Consider the following 19,944-nt stretch of genomic DNA (forward strand, 5'->3'; position numbering starts at 1 on the left):
GTTTTTTAGAAAGAATTAGCGACGATCGCTTTGCTGCCGAAGCTGCACCGTCGCGCGGTCTGGCGCCGACGGCGTTGCGACTCGGGCGCGGATCGCTTCGTAGTCGGCGGTAAGCTCAAGCTTCATCTCGACCGCTTCGGGAGTAACGGTCGCGCCAGGACGAGCACGCTGCATTCCATTGACAATCACCCGATCTTCGGGCGTGACCCCTTCGCGAATGACCCGCATCCTGCCAATTCTCGTCCCTAGTTGGACTGGGCGATATTCGACCTTGTTCTGGTTGTCGACCACTAGCATGTAATCGCCGCGTTGATCGGTAGCGATCGCGCGATCTTCAACCAAGGTGCGGGGGGTTGGATCCCCGATGGGAGCTCTAATTTTTACGAACAAGCCGGGGATTAATTCGTCATTTTTGTTCGGAAAAATCGCGCGGCGCATCACGGTCCCGGTGGTCGGATCGACTCCGAGTTCGCGATAGGCGAGTTTTCCCTCATGCGGAAAGTCCGTTTCATTCTCAAGACCGAGATAAAGCACCGGTGGATTCTGCTCGGGATCTGGCAACACTTTTTGACGCAACAACTCCATAAAATGCAGCAGGTCAGTTTCGCTGACATAGAAGTTGGCGTAGATCGGTTGCAAGGTTTCGATCACGGCCAGATTGGTTTGTTCGGCCGTCACCAGGTTACCGACATCCAGTAAGTGCCGGCCAATGCGTCCCGAGATCGGAGCATGGATTTCGGTATAGCTAAGGTCGAGTTTCGCTTTGGCGATCGCCGCGTCAGCACTTTTCAAATCAGCATTGGCGGTCGCAAGCTCGGCTTCATCGGTATCGACTTGCGATTTGGAGACAGCGGTCGTCTTGATCAGCTGTTTTGATCGCTCTAGGTTGGCCATCGCCAACTGCTTGTCGGCTTGAGCTCGTTCTCGCTGCGCTTCGGCTGCGATGAGCGCGGTTTGGAACGGCTCTTGCTCGATCACAAACAGCAGATCTCCCTGTTTGACGTTGGCCCCATCTTCAAAATGAATCGACTTTAAATAGCCCTGCACGCGCGGGCGGATTTCGACGCGGGCGAACGGCACCGTCGTGCCAGTGAAATCCATCGAATCAACGATCGGATGAGAGAGAGGATGCGCGACGTCAACGGTCGGCGGCGGCGGGGGCTTAAACTCGTTGCGTTCTGCACATCCACCTGCGATCGCAGCGAGCAAAACTGCGAGTGTCAGCAAACGCATGGCGCGAACTGGAGTGGAAGGGATAGAAGTATTAAACATCGGTGAGTTCCCCCGATTTCAAATTGTTGCGCACTTGAGTGAGTAGCTGATCGAGTTGCGTGATTTGCTCGGCTGTCATGCCGTGCGTGATTCGTCGTCGCATTTGCTTCGCCACGGCGACCACTTCCTCCCACATCGGCATCACTTCAGCGCGAGGAACAATCCGACGCACGCGACGATCCTGCAGGCAGGGCTGCCGCGTGATCAGCTGGTCACGCTCCATGCGATCCAAAATTGCGACTAGACTTGGCGGTTCAACCCCCATTCGCTCGGCCAGATCGACTTGCGAAAGGGGACCCTCTAGCGCCAAGCAACCAAGTACCTGAGCTTGGCGAAAGGTGATCCCCCGCGGTGTCAAAGCGGTGTTCATTTCTCGCTGGATCAGGTGAGCCGTATGGCAGACCCAGTAGCTGATGCTGTTATGAAAGTCGTATTCAAGCACTTGAGTCCGCCAGAATGATTACCACCTAATGGTTAGCTATGTAATCATTTTAGCGGGATCCTTTATTTTGGTAAGAGCAATATTTGGGCTATCGCTCAATCCATGATCTCTTTGCCCTTGTGTCTGAGGGATTCATTGCGCAAGTTCAATAATTAAAAGGACTTACGCGTAGAGTCGCGGATTGTCGCGATTGGTTCCGAACTGTGTCCCAAAGCGTGGGAGCCGACATCAGAAAGAATCGGCCAGAGAGGGCTATCGAAGGAACGGTGGGCTCTGGAGACCGCAAGTGCAGCGCTTCGGGCGGCTGGCTAAATTTTTGGGGGAGGCGGCGTTTGAAAGTTGGCGATTGGTTGCGGGCGACCGAAGGCGAAGCCTTGGTAGTGTGTAAATCCAATCGCATCGCAAGCCGCAATGGCTTCTGGAGTTTCTAGTCCTTCGGCCAACGTGGTGATGCCCAATTCGATCGCCATTTTATGCAGGTTGGTGATTAGTCCGTTATGAGCGGCGCCTGCTCGCAGGTCTTTCACCAGCGAGCGATCAAATTTGAGATAGTCGGGCGAAACCTGCGCCAACTCCATCAAACGCGATTGCCCCACGCCAAAGTCATCGAATGCTAGTTTGATGTCGAGTTTCCGCAGCGCTGTGGTGAACTCTTGCAGCGAGTTGATATCGGTGACCGCTTCTTCGTGGATTTCTAGCACGAGCGGTCGTGTGCCTGCTTGCTGGCGGATCTTCCGCATCGATTCAAGCAATTCGGCATCCAGTCGCTCGTGACAATGCGTGTTTAAGAACAGGGCGCCCGGCACGGCGGCCGCTTCCAGCGTTTTGATCGCTTCGGTACGGCATACTTGGCTCAATCGCACTTCTAGCCCTAAACGCGTGGCGGCTTCAAACAGAGCGAGGGGAGATTCCAGTCCCGGCACATCGGTTCGCACGAGTGCTTCGTAACCCATAACATCGCGGAGCGAGCCGGTGACAATGGGCTGAAAAAAGATCGCCATGCGACCTTCGTTCAGCACTTCGTGCATGCGCGAGATCGCCCAGTTTTGTTCCGGCTGAAAATTGACTTTGGTGCAATCAATCTCGGGGAGGATCTCACTTGACAGTAATAAGCGAAATTCAATATCAGCCAGCTGAATCAAGTCGCCATGACTTGCGCAGGTTGGCTGAGAGATGGAGTGTCCATTGACGAAGGTGCGATTGGTGCTTTGTAGATCTTCGACGATCAGCTTGTCATCGCGCAATTGGAACAGCGCATGTCGCTTAGATACATTAGGCGATTCTACCAACAGCTCACAGGCTGGATTTCGACCGACGCAAAAGGGAAAAGCCTTGAGCGGCGTCCGCGAGATCACGGCCTGGCCCGGCAAACAGCCTTCTAAGATCCAAATCGCGGCAGCGGAAGTACTCTCGTGCAAGAGAGAAGCGGAATTGAGTGTGGGAAGAGGCATTTTCGACTAACCAGCGCTGGAATGATTGAACAGCATGTTCGCGGGAAATCCGCCCAAGAAGATCGCGTTATGACATAGCAATCGGCTTGTAGATTTCGTAGGCGATTGTCGTTTCTTGGCTTGGGATCGGCCGCATCTGCAAGCCGTTTGCGGCGCAAAGCTGGTGGCAATCGTCGTCGTCGAATAATTCTTGGGAGACTACTAATTGATAAGACTCATGGGTGTCGAGCATTCGATTGGCGAAGGAGATGGAGCGGCCAAAGTAGTCAGAGCGACCGTTGAAACTGGTAGACATCGTCATGCCGCGATGCAGAGCCAACTGCAACTGCGGCGAGTCCTCCCCTGCCCCAGACGCGATGGTTTGCTGGATTTCTAGCGACGCCGTAAAAGCCGAACTGGCTGTTGGGAAAGCAACCAAGATCCGATCGTCCGATTCTTTAACCAATTTGCCTTCATGGGATTCCAGGATACGCAGGCATGACTGGAAGGTTTCATGAACTTGATCACACGTCGCGAGATCTCCGAGTGACGTAAACAAATCAAGCACGTTGGTAATTCGTAAGCCCAGCAGCGTACTGGTCGCCAGGTTCGAGAGCCGATCGCGGGTGACGTTTTCTGATGGAAAAAGCTGGCGGAACTCGGGTAAACGGAGCGCATCGGCAGCTGTGACCGCATCTCTAGCCATTGCAGCACGTTCTAGTCGGATCACTAAAGGGTGAGGATAGTCGTTGACAAGCGTCAGCAATTGACGCCCTGCGCGAACGCGAATCGGTCGGCGACAGGACTCGTCTTGGCTGAGAGAAACCCGATGGCGATTGGCGCCGACCGAAGCTTCGGCAGAAATGCTGATGGTGTAAGGGAGTTGCGTTCCGCGGAGAATGTAAGCGCCTGGATCGAGCGAGAGGTCAAGCTCCAAAGCTTCGCCAGCAGACAATCGCGTTTGCGCAACAACGTGCGGCGCATGCTCTGGTCCGCCGATGCAATAGGTGCGAATGTCGGCCTGCCGGATTTCGGGATGAACGCGAAAAATCATCTCGACTGCGCTCGAAAAATCGGTCTCAAAGTCATGGTTGCAGGCTTCGCATCGCGCATGACGATCGATCTCGCTCAGCGACTGTTTGATTTCTGACGCGACGCGACAAGTCGGACAAAGGACGTCCCAGTACATCTCTAACAGACCTGCATGGCACGCGGCCAAACAGACATTTGTAAAGAGATGGGGATCAACCTGGAATCGCGTGGCCAAGGCTCGCGGACGAATTCTCGCAAGTTCCTGAGCGGGGCTTTCGGCAAGAAACTCTAGCAAGCGATCCAGACAATTTTCGTCATAGGCTTCGACCGACAACCGCACACGCGCCGCCGCGAGCTTTTTGTGGAGCGAAGTCGAAACCTTGGGGGCGGAGACGTAAGGATCGGTCGCCGCCGAACCACGCAAGCGACCGGTCACCATTTCGTTGATGCGGCGATAGATGCGGTCGAGTGGTTTACGCCCTTTGAGATTGACTTCGATAGTCGCGATTAAACGCCCCAACCAACTACGCGTTGCGATGCGAACCGTATGCGTCAGGTGGCTTCCGCCGGTCGCTCGCGGCGTCACTTCGACGACGCTCGCGAACCATTGAAATGGACCATTTTTGAACTCACGTAACACGCCTAATCGCTGCCCTTCGATCCACTCAAAGGGATACTCTTCCCATTGCAAGCGGGTCAAGCCTAAGCGAAACGAGCCGATGCGATGCAGCACGCCTTGGGGGTCGCGTTGGTTGACGTATTCGACCGGAGGCAAGCCAACTGCGGCGTTGATCCGTTCGGTGTTTGAGATGAGCGGCCACAAGTCAGCAGGCTCGCCGTCAAAATCCCATTCCCATTGCGCTTCAAAAACTTTGCCTTTGGCCGCCGGCACGATTGGATGAATCGCAATGTTGGTAGTTTCGCCGCGGATCAGTCGATCGAGGTCGAGGAGCAAGTGTCCCGCATCCGCAAAGCGAGCGGTAGGAGACTTTTGCAGCGCTTTCAACACCAGTGCCGCCGCTCCGTCGCTAATCTGCGGATTGAATTTTCGGGGATCGGGGGCCTGCTCGAAGCAGTGCATTGTGATCAAGCGTACCGAATCGTCTCCTGTGAAGGGAGGTCGACCTGTCAGCAACTCAAACAGCGTAGCGCCCAGCGAGTAAACATCTGATGACGGCGTCACCTTCGCTTTGTCGGTGCATTGTTCGGGTGAGATATAGTAAGGGGTCCCCAGCATGGCGCTAGTCTTGGTCAAGTCCAGCGAGGCGGCTTGGTCGACATGGCGAGCTAAGCCAAAGTCGGTCAGCTTCACCGTAGGAAGTTGGTGGGCTTCAATCGCCGCAAAGACGGCTTCCTGTGGCGATTCTCCCGGTTCGGTGGAGGCGGCCAGCAAGATATTGCCGGGCTTTATGTCGCGATGAACGATGCCGGCAGTATGAGCAGACGCTAATGCCGCCGCGACATCACCGATGATTTGCAGCGCCAATCGCTCGGGTAACACTCCTTGTTTCTGAATGACTTGTTTCAGGTCGGCGCCTTCGACCAGTTCCATAATCAGGTACGAGACTTCTCCGCAGCGACCGACATCCAGCAAGTTCGCAACGTGAGGATGCTGAACTTCGGCTAATAGTCGTGATTCCTTTTGAAATCGCTGTATTGTTTCTTCATTCGGCAAAGACTCTGGCGGCAGAACCTTGGCCGCGACCAAGCGGCCGGTTTCGGTATCGGCAGTCAGGTAGACCGCTCCCATTCCTCCCTGTCCGAGCTTACGAATCGGTTGATATCGTTTACCAAGAGAGGGAATCGCCGTGACGGAACCAAAGCTGCTGCGCGAAGAGGCGGCCTGATCGACTTCGGTTTGCGCAAGGCGAGCGTAAATAGCCTTGAGTCCTTCCGACCAAGAAGGATCACCGCTGAAGTCATCACGGGGGATTACGCCAGTTTTGTCGAAGGGATTTTCGGTCATGCGTCGCGGTTCGGTAGTTCGACCGGGCCCGGCGGACCGATCGCAGAAATCGGGAGTCAATCATCTTAAACTTAGGATACTTTTCACACTTATTCCAATTAACCGGCGCTAGGTGAATCGCGATCCTTGGCGGTAGCCGCTCTCTCCCCTATCTCAGCCAGGAAGCAACTCTGCCGGATCACCAAAAGGGGCATTCTTGTTATGCCGGGGGGGCAGAACCGCCGCAGTAAAAAGTCTAGTCGCATTAAACTGTTGAACGATCGAAAGTTGTATCAATCGACAAATACTGGATCGCTTGCCCAATTGACGAGCAAGTCATGGGGCCCAAGGTACGATTGCACCGTTGGAATCAGAAAAATGACTCATCGCGATTCTCGGAGGGGAGGTAAGATCGCTTTTCATTAGCCTCCAAAATATCCGACCTTAGGAAATGTGCTCGCCAGGGCACGGGGCGAAAAAGGCTGTTTTCTGACAATCCCACGGATGGGCGTATCGCTTATGTTGCGTTGGACCTTTGGTTGGTCTCTGTTTTGCTGGGCATTTCTACCTGCAGTCGGTTTTGCCGACATGTCGCTAGACCCATCGCTAAACGAAGACAATTCTTTCATCACGATGAATGAGTTGGAGGGTTACAGCTGCTTCTCGGAAACGCCGACTTATCCGCTGATTCCACCCAAAGCCCATTGTTGGAACTGGTCCGACAGCCTGGAATTGTTTCTCGGGCTCGATGGCTCGAAACAGCCGCAAGACTTTGGCGTCAACGCACAGTTTGGTGGGCGAGTGCATGTCAATTGGGGCTTGCCGTTGTCATTTGACCATAGCATCGGGCTGCAGATCGGCACGGCAATTTCTCAAACGGATCATGCCGTCGCGGTGACGCGGGCGCTAGAAGGCTCTTCGAGTCGCACGCAAAGCTTTACGACGCTTGGCCTGTTTCAGCGCGCCGAGAGTGGTTGGAATTGGGCGATCGCTTGTGACATTTTATATCAACAAGATTACGATACTGAAACGCTCAGTCAGTGGCGCGGACGAGTCGGCTACGATGTGAGCCATCGCGACGAAATCGGCGTCATGGGCATGCTGCCGATGACGGGTTCCGACGCTGATTGGGCGGGGAACGCCGTGCATTTGCGTCCCCTCGCACAAGGGAGCTTCTTCTGGCGTCACCTTTGGAAATTTGGTGGGCAGACGACTACTTGGCTTGGCGCCGCCGAGGGCCATGGGCAAGAGAACGCCGCGCTGATGAACACGCATGACACCAACGCCGTGGTCGTATTTGGCGCTGACTTGCATTGTCCGCTGAGTGATCACTGGGCGATCTTTGGTGAAGCAAACTTTGTTACGCCAGCGGATACCGGTTCAGTTGACGCCTATCTTGGTTTCGCGTTCTATCCCGGCGGAGGCGCATTGGGATGGCGGCGTAAGACTTTCTCGCCGCTGTTATCGGTTGCCGGCAGCCCTTCGTTGGTGACCAATTTGACGCGGTAGTGGCGCGTTGTTTTTAGAAGGTGGAGCTTCGGCGTTACCGAGTCGGCGGAGTCGTGGGCAATTGGCTCATCTGGTAGACCGGGTTGCCGGGGGCGAGTTGGGCGGCTCGTTCGAAGTGCTGGTTGGCTTCGATCACTTGCCCTTCGATTTCTAGCGCCACGCCCAGCATGTGATGCGTTTGGGCGTCGCCTGGCTGAACTTCCGCCAAGCGGCGGTAGTAGCCGATCGCATCGGCGCCGCGATCTTCGGCCAACGCGACTTCAGCCGCGAGTCGAAGTGCCGGAATCGAATCAGGACGGTGCGTCAGCGATTCTTCCACCAAGGTGCGGCAGTTGGCGGTTTCGCCGGCGGCAAAGCGAGCCTGGGCTGCTTTGAATTGGGTCTCGGCTTGGCGCTGCGCCAGTGAGTCGGCGAGTTCGGCTTTTCGTTCTTGCATGTCGCGGCCAGGGTGCATGATTGGTTCGCTCCAGCTTGGCAAGCTAGAGCAACCGACGATGCCTGACATGGTGAATGCGATGATGCAGAGAGTGCGGATCATGGGTTCACCTGGGGTGGATACGGCCCGGTAGCAAAGTCTTGCGGTGTAACCACCGGAGCCGGTGCATTGGGGGGCGGAGTATTGACCGGAAGCGGAGGCTGGTTGTAGGGAGTATCGATCGGCGCCGGAGTTTGGATTCGATCAAGATGCCATGGCGAGACTTGGACCGGCCGCGGCGGACTGGGGGGAACCCAGCCTTCGCGCAGATGGGTTACGACCGAACGATCGCCGAGGCCCGATTGAGTTGTTACCTGGCTGCGTAGTTCCGTCGCTTCGAGATTGCTGTTGTCAAAGTGGATCGCCAGATTGCAATAGCGGAGCGCCGAGTAGGCGTCGCCGGTCGCCCAAGCCGCGGTTGCTAACCGATAGTACTTGCGTCCCAGATAGCGTTTGCCCAGCGGCGACATTTTGTCGGCCAGATTTTCATGTTGCTGCTCAAAAACATCTTGTAGCACTTCGCCATCACTGGGGATATGAGCCGGGTCGACGATCCGCGGAGTGAGCAGCACGATCAGCTCATCACGGACCGTTTTCTCTTGCTTTTGTCGAAACGCCGGTCCCAAGATCGGAATGCTGCCGAGATAAGGAATTTGCGTCCCATTTTTCCGAAGATCGCTTTTGATCAAACCACCGATGATGATGGTGCGGCCATCGGGACAAATGACATTGGTCGTCACTTGGGTGACGATTTTGTTCGGCAAGGTAAGCTGGTTTTCGACTCTCACATCGCCGTCCGAAATTTCGGGGTGAACTTCTAATCGAACCATGCCATCGTCGGTAATAAACGGACGTAGTCGCAGTTGCGTTCCGATTTCTAGAAACTCGACCGATTGCGTTGACGCGGTTTCGGTGACCGTCGTGCTGATATAGCCTTTTTGCTCGCCGATTAAGATTTCGGCGCGTTGCTTGTTAAGCACTAGCAACTGCGGCGATGCGATAACACTGGTGTCACCATAGGTTTCAAGGGCGTCAATAAAGACTCCTAAGCTTGAGTCTAGAAAGCCAAACTTTAGACCGCCGTCGGTTAGTTTCAGGTTGTCGAGCGCTGAGAGGGGAAAGCCAGAAACCAAACGTACCGAGCTTTTGTCTCTTAGCGCCTCGAAGTTAACGCCCAGGTTCAGACTGTCGTCCAGTTTGACCGACAGAATCGTGGCTTCAATGGCCACCTGCAAAGGGCGACGATCGAGCTCGCGCACCGCTTCGTCGATTTCATTCAGTTTATGTTCATAGTCACGTACGATGACGGCTTCAGTCCCTGCAAAGTCGTCGCCACCGGCGGCATTGCTGTTGGCGCTGATTCCAATCTGCGATGCGGTCGAGACGCTGATTACGCCCACTTCAGAGGTCAGCAGTGGGGTCAACAAGGTTTGTAGGTCAACGGCGCGAACATAGTTTGGACGATAGATCCGCGTTTGTACGCGATCAGCCATGTTGTTCATCGCATGCAGTTCAGCTGGCGTGCCGACGTAGATAAAGCTGTTCTCTTCTAAGGTGATGTAGCCGGTCGAACGCAAAATCGCGTTCAGCGCGGTCTGCACATCGACTTTGCTGAGCGAAGCCGAGACCGTTCCACGCACGCTGTTGGTTGGCAGTATGTTGAGATTCCCCTGCTCGCTCAGCATCTCCAGAACTTCGCGAATGTCCGTATCTTGGATGATGATCGTCAGACCGTCATCCCCTTCTCCGCGAATGATACGCGGTCCGGTTGGCAGCGGTTGCGGTTCGGGGAGGTTGTTTTCAGTGGGTTGGATCGCAGCCGGGGTGGTGGAACCAACCGGCGGAGGCGCGAGGATCGCGCCATTCATCGGCGCTGCAGCCGGATTGAACGGTTGATTTTGCGGCGGATTGACCGGTTGATTTTCTTTTTGGGCGTTGATTCCCGATTCGGCGACGTCCCGGATCGAGTCGAGCGCTTTCGTAAAGAATTGAAAGCTTTCACTTTGTCGATCGTTGACCGCTTCGATGCTCTTTTTCAAGCTATCGATATCGACTTGTTGCGTGACCGCCGGCGCATAGGGAGCAGTTGCCGGAGTTGTAGGGACGGATGCTGCCGTTGGAATCGGCGCGCTGGCCAGAGGCGTCGTAGCGACTTGAGCTGCGGCGAACATGGGGCTGTCGAGCAGATCGTCCGAATAGTGAACCAATCCAATCGCAGCGGCGACGCCAGCGACGGCGCACAGTACGAAGACCGTCGTTCGGAGTAAAAATTGCATTCGACTTCCATGTCGTAAGTAAATTGACTTGCCGTGCTACGGCTGCAGCGATCCCTGCCGCATCACCAGCGTTTTGTCTGATTCGACCGCATCGTAGGTTTTTAGCGGCAGATCGAATTTCTCTCCATTGCGAGCGAGGATAACGCCTGAGGCATCAATCGAACTAACGACGAAATTAACGCCATGGTTCGACGGCACGACATCTCCTACTTGGTAGTTCGCTTGGTTGATTCTCGCGATCGCACGTTGGCGACCCACGATGATCGATCTTACAAACAAGTCATCCGGCTTGGTTTCGACCACCACGGCCGGCGCGGTGATCTCGTCCTTAGGTTTGTCAGACACAGCAACTTGCAATTTGCGAAACGGATCGAGACTATCCTCGGAAAGCTTGGCCGATCGCATCCTAGGATTCGCTTCCATTCGTTTCGCCCATGTTCGCCAGTCCAGTTCGTCGAGCGGTGGCGCCGCTGACATTTGCGGCGTGCTATTCAAGGACGGCACGATCGCAATGTCATTGGAGGCTGAGCTCGACTTGGATGCAGGCATCCATTTGATGACCAATGGCGCCCAAAACCAGATCGCGACCAAAAACAGACCTGCAAGCACCGCAGCTTTCTGCGGGCTCTTTTGGATCTCTCTTTTGATCCGTGCGATCAAGGATTGCGATTTCATTGTCTCCACAGAACGTTTCCGCTCCGTCTCCTTATGTATCGGACGCTGATAGCGTTTGGCTAACCGGATTTACCGTCAAAATCGACAAAAAACTCCAAGGTTAGCTCGCACTGCAAAATATCGTCGTCGGATGATAGCGGCGACAGCTCGATGCTTCTCACCCAAACGACGTAGGGAAGCTGCTCAAATCGCTGCAACATCGCGTGAATTTCGGCAAACCGGGCCTGACAGCCAAGTTGAACAGGCTGGGAGACAAGACTCGCATGACGTTGCTCTGGCATCGGGACGAGGCTTAATTTTTCGGCGCCAGCATCGCGTGCTTGCGAAGTCAGTTGGTGATAAATGCGGCCGGCTTCGATGTCTTTTTCGGAAGCGGCGTGCCAGGGCGAGAGAAACTCTTTGACCTGCTTGACTTCCTGTTGTACGGCCGCAAGTTGAGCGTCGATGACCGCTTCCGATTCGATCGTCGCCGCCATCAAATTGATCTCATCGCGCAGTGCCGATATATGGCGCTGGCGCGGCAAGTAGACGAAAGCCGCGTAAGCGATGGCGATGCCTGCGATGAGCAAGAGATGCTGCCATTTGACGGTTTTATTTTTTTTGCTGTTGAAAACAGATTCGGCCATGAGATGCGTTTCCTTATCGCTCTGCTCGCAATGCGGTGGTCGCTGCGGGAGCCGTCTGACCGCCATGCGGCGAGGTCAGCTCGATCTGCAGCTCGAACTCGGAACGCCCTGAATCGTCACCTTGGGCAACTGGTTCCACCGATTCGATCATCGCTCGTTGCACCAGCGGATGATCATTAAGCTTGACCAGGTATTCGTACAATTGAGAAACGTCCAGCACCGCCCCGTCGACATCGATCTTGGCGATGCGTTTCTGGCGTTCAGCGCGAAAAAATTCATAGTCGCGCAAGGTCGGCGATTTTTGAGCGGCTGCCGCATCTTCCGCTTCTTCACGACGACGCGCATCGGAAGCGATCTCTTGGTAAAGTTTCAGCTCATGAAATGAAAGCGACACGGGAGTCGGCGCCGTGATACTGGCCAGCAATTGCGTTGCAGGCCAATGACTGCGAAGCGTCGCGAAAAGCTGCGCCTCGATGCGGTGCTGGTTCAGTTCCATTTGCAGGTTGGCGAGTTGATCGCGCTTGGCGATGGCCGCCAGATGCGCTGGCTGAAGCAAATCTCGCTGCTTTTTTAATTGATGCTGCACGCCAAGTTGCATCAGCGCCGCAACCGCCAACAGAGCGCCGATGGCGGCAGCGCCGATCCAGCGATACAGACTGGCTCGCCGGCGTTTGCGGCGATCGCGAAATTTTTTCGGTAAAAAGTCGATGTCTTGCATGATTGATTCCTGGAAACGATTTACGTTTCCCGCAATGCCAGGCCGGCGGCGACGTCCCAGATGCTGCGGCGCGTGATTGGTTGAGCTTCGTCATAAACGCGAAGCGGATCCCCGATTTCGGCGTCTAACGATAATCGTTTGGCCAGAATTTCGCTCAATTGCTCGTTCGCTTCTCCGCCTGAAAGGACCAAGCGAACCAACGGTTTGCCCCGAAAAGTCACGCTGTGATATCGAATGCACATCGACAATTCGGAGAGCAGTTTTTCGACGATTGGTCGGGTCGCTTCGGCCAAACTGCGTGCGATTTCTGGATCTTGTTGGGTGCGGCGACGATCCCCGTTGTGTTTGCGTAAATCGGCTGCTTGTTGAGAGGAGATGTCGAGACGCTTCTCGACCGCTTCGTCAAATTGACGGCCTCCCAAGTCGAGATACTTGATAAACAGGATCTGCTCCCCTTCGGCAATGACGACCACCGTGGTGGTGTTGCCGACATGGACGTACAAGACGCGATCGGTAAGATCTGATTCACGGCGGTATTGATTGCAGTAGCTGCGTAGGATCGCAGCCGGCTCCACATCAACCGCCACCGGCCGCAAGCCGGCTGCTTCGATCGATTCCAAGCGTTGTTCGAGCGTTGGCCGATGGCAGGCCATGACCACTACCTCTTGAGCAGCGACATCCCCTTGGCGGACGTCGCAGGTGGCGAAATGACGGATTTCGGCTTCGGTTACGGAATATGGAATCCGCCCTGCCGCTTCTTGTTGGACCAACAACTCAACCGGCTTGGTTTCGCTTTTAGGAATGCGGATGTTCTGGAGAAACAAATCGCGACGCCCTACGCAGACGACGGCGTCTTTCCCTCGAAATCGTCTCCCTTCTAGGCAATGCTGCAGGGCCGCTTGCAGGGGTTCGCCTGCTAGAACGGTTTCGGCTCCGCCGCCAGGAAGGTCGTAGTTGGAGTATTCGAGCAGCTGTTGACGATCGGCGGTGAATTGCACCATCTTGATCGAGCGAGAGCCGATGTCGACGCCGATTGGGCCGGTCGAATTGAAGGGGAGACGAATCATGCGTACTAACGAAGGCGAATGAGAGCAATTCGCCTCGGTCGGTCGCGTGCAGGCGACTGCTAAGAGGCGGGAATACTCGGAGTGACTTGGGTCGTTTCTTCTAACGTGGCGACGCCTGTAATCGGATGAATCCGCACGGCCGCGTATTTGGAATCTACGCCACTGCTGGCGCGCAGCCAAATGATTGTGGGCTTGGTCGCCGTAGTTTCTCCGAGAGGTCCGAATTCGACGAAGGTCGTCAGGGTGTCGTTGCTGCCGGTTAGCACGGCTGCAACGATCGTAACGCTGACGCCGATATGCGGTAGATCCGCCAGCGAGGTGACCTGCTGCTGCGGATTTGCATCTCGATTATGAAACGGCGAGTGCGGCAGCGTATTGAGAGTTGTGTTTGAGCCAACGTGATGCAGCGTATAGCTGTTTGCGGCCGTGTCGATGGTAACTCGATAGGTAGATCCGTTGGCGATGGCCAAGCTGCGCGCGTAGTCTAAATCTGCGACCAGGATTTCGCCGCAGCCCACTAGTTGTTGGTCAAAGGTGGGGGCAAGTTGCGGCAACACGATCGCCGTGATGACGCTGATCAGCGCCACCACTAACAACAGTTCGATCAGCGTAAAGCCGCTGCGAACGCATGCCGGAACTTGCTTGCGATTATTTTCCAACGAGCTCAACTTTCAATTTGCCGCTGCGGAGCAGCGTATTTTGCTCTTTGAGCAACTGGTTCGACTCTTTGAGCAATTGAATCATTTGTTCGCGCTGCGCGACGGCATTCGCAAACGGCATGTTCGCCGCAGGAGCCTGAGCCCACGATTGCCAAGAGATCATTGTCACAATCGCTAAGGCGTTTAGACCTAGCAGAACAAACCAGCGTTTCTCCGTACTCATCGCGTTATTTCTCCAGAATAGATTGGACTAACTTGCACCGTTTTCTTGGCGCCGCACATATTCCCACACCAGGCCTTCATCCGCCGGATCCGCTACGTATATCGGTTGAGACAGATCGGGCCAATAGAAGCTTCGAGCCTCCGTCGGGGGAGAGATCGAAAGGTTCTTGTTCAAATCGAGGTCTCGTTCTTCGGCTAGCCACTGCGGAAAATAATCGTCGGGGTCTGCGTCGGTCTCCGCAACAAATTGCGAAAGCCGAGATTCCCACTCGTTTTTGTTGTCTCCCCAGTTTTTCTGCGTACCCACGGTCGCTCGCTGAGCATGCAACATGCCGGTCAAAGTACAACGCGTGTCGTCATTTTTTCCTTCTTCGATCTCGAAGAGATCCCCCACGATCACGGCGCCATCGATGGTGACCTGCGCATCGTCGATATAGAGATCGTCGCGACCATAGATCGCCGGCAGTTGCCAAACGGTGGACTCGCCGATCAGTGCTGGCAACGTCGTTGCGCGCAGTTGGACGTTGGCGCCTTTGATGGTCAGGTCGATGCCGTCGCCGGGGGTGATGCACATGCCGTCAATCGACACGCTATCGCCCAGCGTGGTGCTGCCGTTAATTCGCAATACGCCCAGCGGGTTGCTGAGCATATCAGGCGTATAAGTGCGCTGGGAGATGTTGCCGGCAATTGCAGGCGCCGAGTAGCTTTTCCCGCCGGGGTAAAGCCGATAGCTGCTAGCCGATGCTGTGATCTCGGTCGGCGTCGTCACGTTATGGTTGGAATAGTCGACGGTTAGACCCAGCATGCGAGCCAAGGTCAGCCAGTTGGCGTTGGAGTTAGTTGACTGATTCAAGCGAATTTCTCCGGTCAGTGGGCGATAGTCGCCCAGGCCGGCGTTTTTCATTTTTAGCAGGTCGCTCAAGTAGCGTGTCCGCGGACTGCCCGGGGGATTGTCGCCGATCCAAACACGGGAGGTGAGATCGCTTCTCGGGGTTCCACTGGCGTTATAGGTTGAGATCAGCCCCCCGTTTTTGTAAAACCGCAAGTTATTGCCGTCATAGGTAACCGCTACCAGCGACCATTGCCCTGTCGACAATTCACCTCCATTGGCGACGTGCGTATTGACCGAATTGCCGAGCCTTAAGTGTGTGCGAAGCCGCGGGTTGTTGCCGCCGTTTTGAAATCCGAGCATAAAATTGTGATCATTGGCGTTCACGCCGGTCGCTTTAGAAATGATGCGTGCAAAGTCTTGATTGCTGCTGCCTGCGAAAGGCGCAACCCAGGCGACAATACTAAATTCTCCGGTCGCTGGGAGATCAAACTTGCCCAGATCCAAGTGACCGCTTTCGCCATCAAAAAATGCGGCTCGGTTGGAGCCGCTGACCGTGACACCGGGAAGCGCGCCCCCCTCATAGGTTCCTGTTCGGCCGCCTGCTTGCGCCGCCGCAGTCGCCGCCGTGGAAGATGATTCATTAAATCGCCACCAGTGGGTTGGGTTTTGATTGTTGATCTGCGAGTATAAATTTGAGTTGTCGCTGTTGCCGTACAAGGCCATGAACAACAGACTGAGCGAACTGAGACTGCGATCGTAAATCGCCAGTTCGTCGATCAATCCATAAAAAGGCCTTTCTATGGCCGGCATTGCCTGACACAGATTGAGTTCGCCTTGGATGTGCGCCGGGCCATTCAGTGAAATTGGCATTTCAATGCGGTTATCCTGTGTCCCCCAGAGATAGGTCGTGTAGGCTTGCGCCGACGCAAAATGGCTCGGATTGCTGGTGCGGCGTTTGCGAACCAATTGCACGACCGCTTCAACCGTATGCTCTGATTTGTAGGTCGAATCGAGCGGGTCAAATGCGATGCCGGTTGCTTTGACGGTCACACGATAGGGATACTCGGCCCAATCGGGATGGTCGGCGGTCAAGCGTGAGTCGCCTGTTGTATAAGTGACGAGATAGCTTTCGTTATCACCCAATGATCCATGGATCGGGACGTCAACGCCGGTCCAGTTGGCGGCGTGCATTTGTCGCACCCCAATCGCGAGACCAGAGAGCGCCGCATGGCGTGCCGATCCGGTGCGATGCAGGTTGCGCTCAATCTGCGAGGCGCTCATTTGCGTTCGCAGCATCGCATACGACATCGCCAGCGTAATGGACAACAGCGCAAGCACGATCACGACGGCGATTGCTCGTCGCCGGGGGCGGAAAAATCGGAGTTGATTGCGATGCAGGCTCATCGATTTAGTGAGTAAAAAATAGAAGCCGATCCGAAATAGGGGGAGGTTTCTTCTCCCACAGACGCAAGCTTCGCAGTCGTGACATCCGGAGCGACCTGAAATTGAAACGCAACCCATGACTGCCGCGTACCAGAGTTTCCGCCATACGCGCGCAACGGCCAACGGAGCGAGTTCCAGCTTTTTGCGCCGTTACGCATGTCGGCGACTTCGGCTGCATCGGGACGCAATCGGAGCTCAAATCGAAGCGTGCTATACGCTTTAGCGCTGCCGGCGTTCAGCTTGGGCGAGGCGATCAGGTTGGTTAGTTCGATCTTTTCGACGCTCTCATCTTTGATTAGCTCGTCGACCAGATTGCGCCACGCAGCGGCGGTGGTGGGCGCCGGTCGTGTGTTGCCGACCGCTTGAAACTCGAGTAGGCGATTGGGGGTGCTTGGATCGGATGCGAAAAACTTCAACTCTCCGATCAGCGGGCGGTCGTTGGGGGCGAATGCAAGCGTCTGGGGATTCCAAATCGCGATCGCTTGCGGAAAGTTATAGCTCGCATCGTAGTAAGAAATGACTTGGGCGCCGGGAAAAGACTCGCTGGCGTTTGCGGCGGCGAAATTGCGTTGGATACGCTCAATGATTACGCGAGCATGTTGCGCCATAACGCCTTGCTCGGCGGCGTACTCATGTGCCATTTGGACAGCCAAAGCGATCGTGCTCAGCGCGGCGGCCATCATTCCCATGATCGCGGTCGCAACCAGCATTTCGGCCAGCGTCATGCCGCGGCGATTGGTGCGTTTAGATTGTGGGAGGTACATACGTGAATACCCTTCGCCGTGTCAGGACTTCGCGCCAGTCGGTCCCATCTTGATGGAAGAGCGTCACTTCAATCGCACGATAGGGGCCGGCATTACTATCGTCCAGCTCCATCGTGAGATCGTTTTTATCGACGTAATAAACATTGCACTTACAACGCCAACGCTGCAAAAATGTGTTGCTCATCCGAAAGCTGGCCGGCAAGTATTGCCCTGCCCCGTTGCTTTGTCCAAGCGTTATTCCGTCGATCGCGACAGGCGGAGACGCGGTATAGTTGTTGTAATCGTCGGTGTCGTCATATTTGGACCTGCCTGCGGCGTTTGTCTCGTCCGACGAGGCGGCCAGCGACGTTTCGTAGGGATTGCTAATCGACGGATCGACCCAATCCTGCCCCAGCGCTTCGTCCAGCATTTGGTCGGCCAATCCCGAGGCGAACGTCATCTCCTGCGCGTCCATGGTCGCTTCCAGAGTGCTCTCAACGCTTAGCAGCAGCGCAGCGGAAGTGATCGTGATGATCGTTAGACAAACTAACGCTTCGATCAGAGAGAATCCGCGGCGTGGGAGTTGAGAGTGGAGTCGCATGGCGAGCTGCTTGGATAGAACTATAAAAATTGCGCGGCGAGGTCCCCTCAAGCTCCTAGCTTCCTCGCCGCGCAGTGAACTTCACCCCTCCCCAAGGCTTCAGTTCATTTGAAACATAGGGTCCATCGCACCGGAGTCAAATGGCGCCAAGAATTGTCGAGATTTCCCCAGGAATGAGGCGAAAACGCCACATGGGAGCGACGCTTCTTCGACGTAGGCCACCAGACCCGTTTTGCCGCAGGGTTCCGTCGCAATTCAAGAAGACTAGAACCTGGGCCCCGCCGACGGAAACGGAACACAGGGCAACAAAGAAGCCCTCCGATGGAAGAGAATCTCGAATCGACGAGAGCTGCCAGGCAATCTAGATTGGAAATCGTGACGAGCTGGGCTCAGCATTCTTGCCATGCAATTCTGCGATTTATCTGTGGCATCCGTGTTCTATTTCTTTGGCGCCGTAAAATCACGCAACTTTGAAATCGTGCTGCGAGCTGGAGTCAAAATAGATCGCAAGTTTGCGAAGCTACGATTTCCAATCAAGTCCCAGATCAAGTGATACCGCGCCATGCGTTAATGCACCGACGCTGACTCTTTCAACGCCGGTTTCAGAAATTGGTCCGATCGTCTCTAGGTTGATTCCGCCAGAAGCTTCGAGTTCGACCTGGGGAGCCAGACGATTGCGCATCTCGACCGCTTGTCGCAAGACTTCAGGCGGCATGTTGTCTAGCAAAATTATATCAGGCTGCGACGGCAGGACCGCTTCTAGTTGCTGCAGGCTGTCGACTTCGATTTCGATTAACTTTTCGGCAGCGGCCGCGATACCGAGTTGGGCTTCTAAAAATTGCCGCACTTGCGGCGTAATGTCGGCCAAAGTTCGTTGCGTAGCGCTAAAGGCCAGGTGATTGTCCTTCGCCATGACGGCGGCGAACAAACCGACGCGATGGTTGACGCCGCCGCCGCACTGCACCGCGTACTTTTCTAAACGTCGCCAGCCTGGGGTCGTTTTGCGCGTGTCATAGACGCGGGCCTGACCTGTAGCGGCGTCCACATAACGTCGGGTCAAGGTCGCTATCCCGGTCAGCCGGCAGAGAAAATTCAGAATCGTCCGTTCGCTGGTCAGTAAGTCGCGGACATTCCCTTGCAGATTGCCGACCACATCGCCGCGCTGGATTGCGTCGCCGTCCTGCTTTTGTGGGCTCCAGGTTAATTCCAGTTCGGCTTCTGCAATGATCAGGGGAACCAGTTGCGTCCCGACCAGCACGCCTGAGTCGCGGCTCACGATATTGGCGCTGCCCTGGGCGTCTGCGGCAACCAGCGAGACGGTGGACCAGTCTTGTTCGTCGTCGAGATCCTCACGAAAGGCCAAGCGAATCAGCTGGCGGCAATCATCGATCAGTTGCGGATCCCATGAAACCTGGGGGTATTCTTTCGGCATGACGTCAATCAGAAAAACAGACAGAAATAGAACAAGCTTTAGTCTCGCTTGGCGGCGCCGTTTTGTCGATAATAGAGGGCGACATCCGGCTACATATTCACCATGACCCAACCATCGCCACCACCGCACAAGAGCCGAAAACAATTCGGCTGGACGCTGCGCCGCGGGGATCAATTGGCGGTGGTGATCGTGCTGGTGGTCTTAACCGTGGGGATGTCGCTCTCGGCGTGGCGCGAGCAGAGTCGTCGTTCTCGATTCCTTGATATTGATCAAACCGAGCCGCAACCAGCCGCTTTTATCGTTGACATCAATCAAGCCGATTGGCCCGAATTAACGCAACTGCCGGGAATCGGAGAGACGTTGGCTCACCGCATTGTCGAGTCGCGAGAAACGATTGGGCCGTTTCTCGATCACAATGATCTCCAGCGTGTGCGCGGGATCGGGCCGCGGACGCTAGAGCGGCTTCGCCCTTATCTGCTGCCGACCGCCGACGTAGAGAACATCGCCGGTGATGCACGCTCACCCGGCGAGGCAGGCAGCTAGTT

The 19,944-nt window shown here is 55.4% G+C and carries 18 protein-coding genes; 2 read left to right on the forward strand and 16 right to left on the reverse strand.

The features are described 5' to 3' along the window. Window positions 1–15 precede the first annotated feature (15 nt). The 4 genes from SH421x_RS11540 to SH421x_RS11555 form a co-directional block, all read right to left on the reverse strand. Window positions 16–1,272: an efflux RND transporter periplasmic adaptor subunit gene (locus tag SH421x_RS11540; protein WP_488855749.1), complete on the reverse strand. Its 1,257-nt coding sequence runs from the start codon at window positions 1,270–1,272 to the stop codon at window positions 16–18. Continuing rightward, the gene (locus SH421x_RS11545; protein WP_488855751.1) at window positions 1,265–1,714 is read right to left on the reverse strand and encodes a MarR family winged helix-turn-helix transcriptional regulator; all 450 of its coding nucleotides are present in this window, start codon (window positions 1,712–1,714) and stop codon (window positions 1,265–1,267) included. The genes SH421x_RS11540 and SH421x_RS11545 overlap by 8 nt, the downstream gene beginning before the upstream one ends. A 308-nt stretch (window positions 1,715–2,022) precedes the next feature. Next, window positions 2,023–3,165 (reverse strand): EAL domain-containing protein, encoded by a 1,143-nt coding sequence (locus tag SH421x_RS11550; RefSeq protein WP_488855752.1) that lies wholly within the window; start codon window positions 3,163–3,165, stop codon window positions 2,023–2,025. Window positions 3,166–3,232: 67 nt separating this feature from the next. Further along, entirely contained in the window at window positions 3,233–6,142 is a 2,910-nt protein-coding gene (locus SH421x_RS11555; RefSeq protein WP_488855754.1) for a protein kinase domain-containing protein, read from the reverse strand. A 498-nt stretch (window positions 6,143–6,640) separates the two neighbouring features. Here SH421x_RS11555 and SH421x_RS11560 point away from each other — a divergent pair, with 498 nt between their 5' ends. Continuing rightward, window positions 6,641–7,630, forward strand: coding sequence for a DUF6666 family protein (locus SH421x_RS11560; RefSeq protein ID WP_488855756.1), 990 nt, complete (start codon window positions 6,641–6,643; stop codon window positions 7,628–7,630). Between the two features lie 34 nt (window positions 7,631–7,664). Here the strand turns inward: SH421x_RS11560 and SH421x_RS11565 are convergent, their stop codons facing one another. The 12 genes from SH421x_RS11565 to nadC form a co-directional block, all read right to left on the reverse strand. Then, the gene (locus SH421x_RS11565) at window positions 7,665–8,168 is read right to left on the reverse strand and encodes a hypothetical protein (RefSeq protein ID WP_488855757.1); all 504 of its coding nucleotides are present in this window, start codon (window positions 8,166–8,168) and stop codon (window positions 7,665–7,667) included. Next, window positions 8,165–10,381, reverse strand: coding sequence for a type II secretion system protein GspD (locus SH421x_RS11570; RefSeq protein ID WP_488855759.1), 2,217 nt, complete (start codon window positions 10,379–10,381; stop codon window positions 8,165–8,167). Before SH421x_RS11570 ends, SH421x_RS11565 begins: the two co-directional genes overlap by 4 nt. Before the next feature lie 36 nt (window positions 10,382–10,417). After that, a complete protein-coding gene (locus SH421x_RS11575) occupies window positions 10,418–11,056 on the reverse strand; it encodes a hypothetical protein (RefSeq protein WP_488855760.1) in 639 nt (212 codons plus the stop codon). Window positions 11,057–11,115: 59 nt separating this feature from the next. Beyond that, on the reverse strand, window positions 11,116–11,682 hold the full coding sequence (locus SH421x_RS11580) for a hypothetical protein (protein WP_488855761.1): 567 nt from the start codon (window positions 11,680–11,682) through the stop codon (window positions 11,116–11,118). A gap of 13 nt (window positions 11,683–11,695) precedes the next feature. After that, window positions 11,696–12,400, reverse strand: coding sequence for a hypothetical protein (locus tag SH421x_RS11585; RefSeq protein WP_488855762.1), 705 nt, complete (start codon window positions 12,398–12,400; stop codon window positions 11,696–11,698). A 20-nt stretch (window positions 12,401–12,420) separates the two neighbouring features. Then, on the reverse strand, window positions 12,421–13,467 hold the full coding sequence (pilM, locus tag SH421x_RS11590; protein WP_488855763.1) for a type IV pilus assembly protein PilM: 1,047 nt from the start codon (window positions 13,465–13,467) through the stop codon (window positions 12,421–12,423). Between the two features lie 59 nt (window positions 13,468–13,526). After that, complete coding sequence (locus tag SH421x_RS11595; protein ID WP_488855764.1) at window positions 13,527–14,135, reverse strand: pilus assembly FimT family protein; 609 nt, start codon at window positions 14,133–14,135, stop codon at window positions 13,527–13,529. Next, the gene (locus SH421x_RS11600; RefSeq protein WP_488855765.1) at window positions 14,116–14,349 is read right to left on the reverse strand and encodes a hypothetical protein; all 234 of its coding nucleotides are present in this window, start codon (window positions 14,347–14,349) and stop codon (window positions 14,116–14,118) included. Before SH421x_RS11600 ends, SH421x_RS11595 begins: the two co-directional genes overlap by 20 nt. A 27-nt stretch (window positions 14,350–14,376) precedes the next feature. After that, window positions 14,377–16,584, reverse strand: a complete 2,208-nt coding sequence (locus tag SH421x_RS11605; protein ID WP_488855766.1) for a LamG domain-containing protein — start codon at window positions 16,582–16,584, stop codon at window positions 14,377–14,379. Continuing rightward, window positions 16,581–17,387, reverse strand: coding sequence for a prepilin-type N-terminal cleavage/methylation domain-containing protein (locus tag SH421x_RS11610; protein ID WP_488855768.1), 807 nt, complete (start codon window positions 17,385–17,387; stop codon window positions 16,581–16,583). Before SH421x_RS11610 ends, SH421x_RS11605 begins: the two co-directional genes overlap by 4 nt. Beyond that, complete coding sequence (locus tag SH421x_RS11615; protein ID WP_488855769.1) at window positions 17,368–17,967, reverse strand: type IV pilus modification PilV family protein; 600 nt, start codon at window positions 17,965–17,967, stop codon at window positions 17,368–17,370. The genes SH421x_RS11610 and SH421x_RS11615 overlap by 20 nt, the downstream gene beginning before the upstream one ends. Before the next feature lie 520 nt (window positions 17,968–18,487). After that, complete coding sequence (gene nadC, locus SH421x_RS11620; RefSeq protein ID WP_488855771.1) at window positions 18,488–19,399, reverse strand: carboxylating nicotinate-nucleotide diphosphorylase; 912 nt, start codon at window positions 19,397–19,399, stop codon at window positions 18,488–18,490. Window positions 19,400–19,501: 102 nt separating this feature from the next. Between nadC and SH421x_RS11625 the strand changes: the two genes are divergently transcribed. Continuing rightward, the gene (locus SH421x_RS11625; protein ID WP_488855772.1) at window positions 19,502–19,942 is read left to right on the forward strand and encodes a ComEA family DNA-binding protein; all 441 of its coding nucleotides are present in this window, start codon (window positions 19,502–19,504) and stop codon (window positions 19,940–19,942) included. Window positions 19,943–19,944 lie beyond the last annotated feature (2 nt).

The organism is Blastopirellula sp. SH421 (assembly GCF_057808535.1).

What these genes read in the sequence shown, in the direction of transcription:
- SH421x_RS11625 (WP_488855772.1), top strand. Translation starts at nt 19,502, where the DNA reads ATGACCCAACCATCGCCACCACCGCACAAGAGCCGAAAACAATTCGGC.
- SH421x_RS11585 (WP_488855762.1), bottom strand. Translation starts at nt 12,400, where the DNA reads ATGCAAGACATCGACTTTTTACCGAAAAAATTTCGCGATCGCCGCAAA.
- SH421x_RS11565 (WP_488855757.1), bottom strand. Translation starts at nt 8,168, where the DNA reads ATGATCCGCACTCTCTGCATCATCGCATTCACCATGTCAGGCATCGTC.
- SH421x_RS11540 (WP_488855749.1), bottom strand. Translation starts at nt 1,272, where the DNA reads ATGTTTAATACTTCTATCCCTTCCACTCCAGTTCGCGCCATGCGTTTG.
- SH421x_RS11555 (WP_488855754.1), bottom strand. Translation starts at nt 6,142, where the DNA reads ATGACCGAAAATCCCTTCGACAAAACTGGCGTAATCCCCCGTGATGAC.
- SH421x_RS11600 (WP_488855765.1), bottom strand. Translation starts at nt 14,349, where the DNA reads ATGAGTACGGAGAAACGCTGGTTTGTTCTGCTAGGTCTAAACGCCTTA.
- SH421x_RS11610 (WP_488855768.1), bottom strand. Translation starts at nt 17,387, where the DNA reads ATGTACCTCCCACAATCTAAACGCACCAATCGCCGCGGCATGACGCTG.
- SH421x_RS11575 (WP_488855760.1), bottom strand. Translation starts at nt 11,056, where the DNA reads ATGAAATCGCAATCCTTGATCGCACGGATCAAAAGAGAGATCCAAAAG.
- SH421x_RS11560 (WP_488855756.1), top strand. Translation starts at nt 6,641, where the DNA reads ATGTTGCGTTGGACCTTTGGTTGGTCTCTGTTTTGCTGGGCATTTCTA.
- pilM (WP_488855763.1), bottom strand. Translation starts at nt 13,467, where the DNA reads ATGATTCGTCTCCCCTTCAATTCGACCGGCCCAATCGGCGTCGACATC.
- SH421x_RS11615 (WP_488855769.1), bottom strand. Translation starts at nt 17,967, where the DNA reads ATGCGACTCCACTCTCAACTCCCACGCCGCGGATTCTCTCTGATCGAA.
- SH421x_RS11605 (WP_488855766.1), bottom strand. Translation starts at nt 16,584, where the DNA reads ATGAGCCTGCATCGCAATCAACTCCGATTTTTCCGCCCCCGGCGACGA.
- nadC (WP_488855771.1), bottom strand. Translation starts at nt 19,399, where the DNA reads ATGCCGAAAGAATACCCCCAGGTTTCATGGGATCCGCAACTGATCGAT.
- SH421x_RS11550 (WP_488855752.1), bottom strand. Translation starts at nt 3,165, where the DNA reads ATGCCTCTTCCCACACTCAATTCCGCTTCTCTCTTGCACGAGAGTACT.
- SH421x_RS11570 (WP_488855759.1), bottom strand. Translation starts at nt 10,381, where the DNA reads ATGCAATTTTTACTCCGAACGACGGTCTTCGTACTGTGCGCCGTCGCT.
- SH421x_RS11580 (WP_488855761.1), bottom strand. Translation starts at nt 11,682, where the DNA reads ATGGCCGAATCTGTTTTCAACAGCAAAAAAAATAAAACCGTCAAATGG.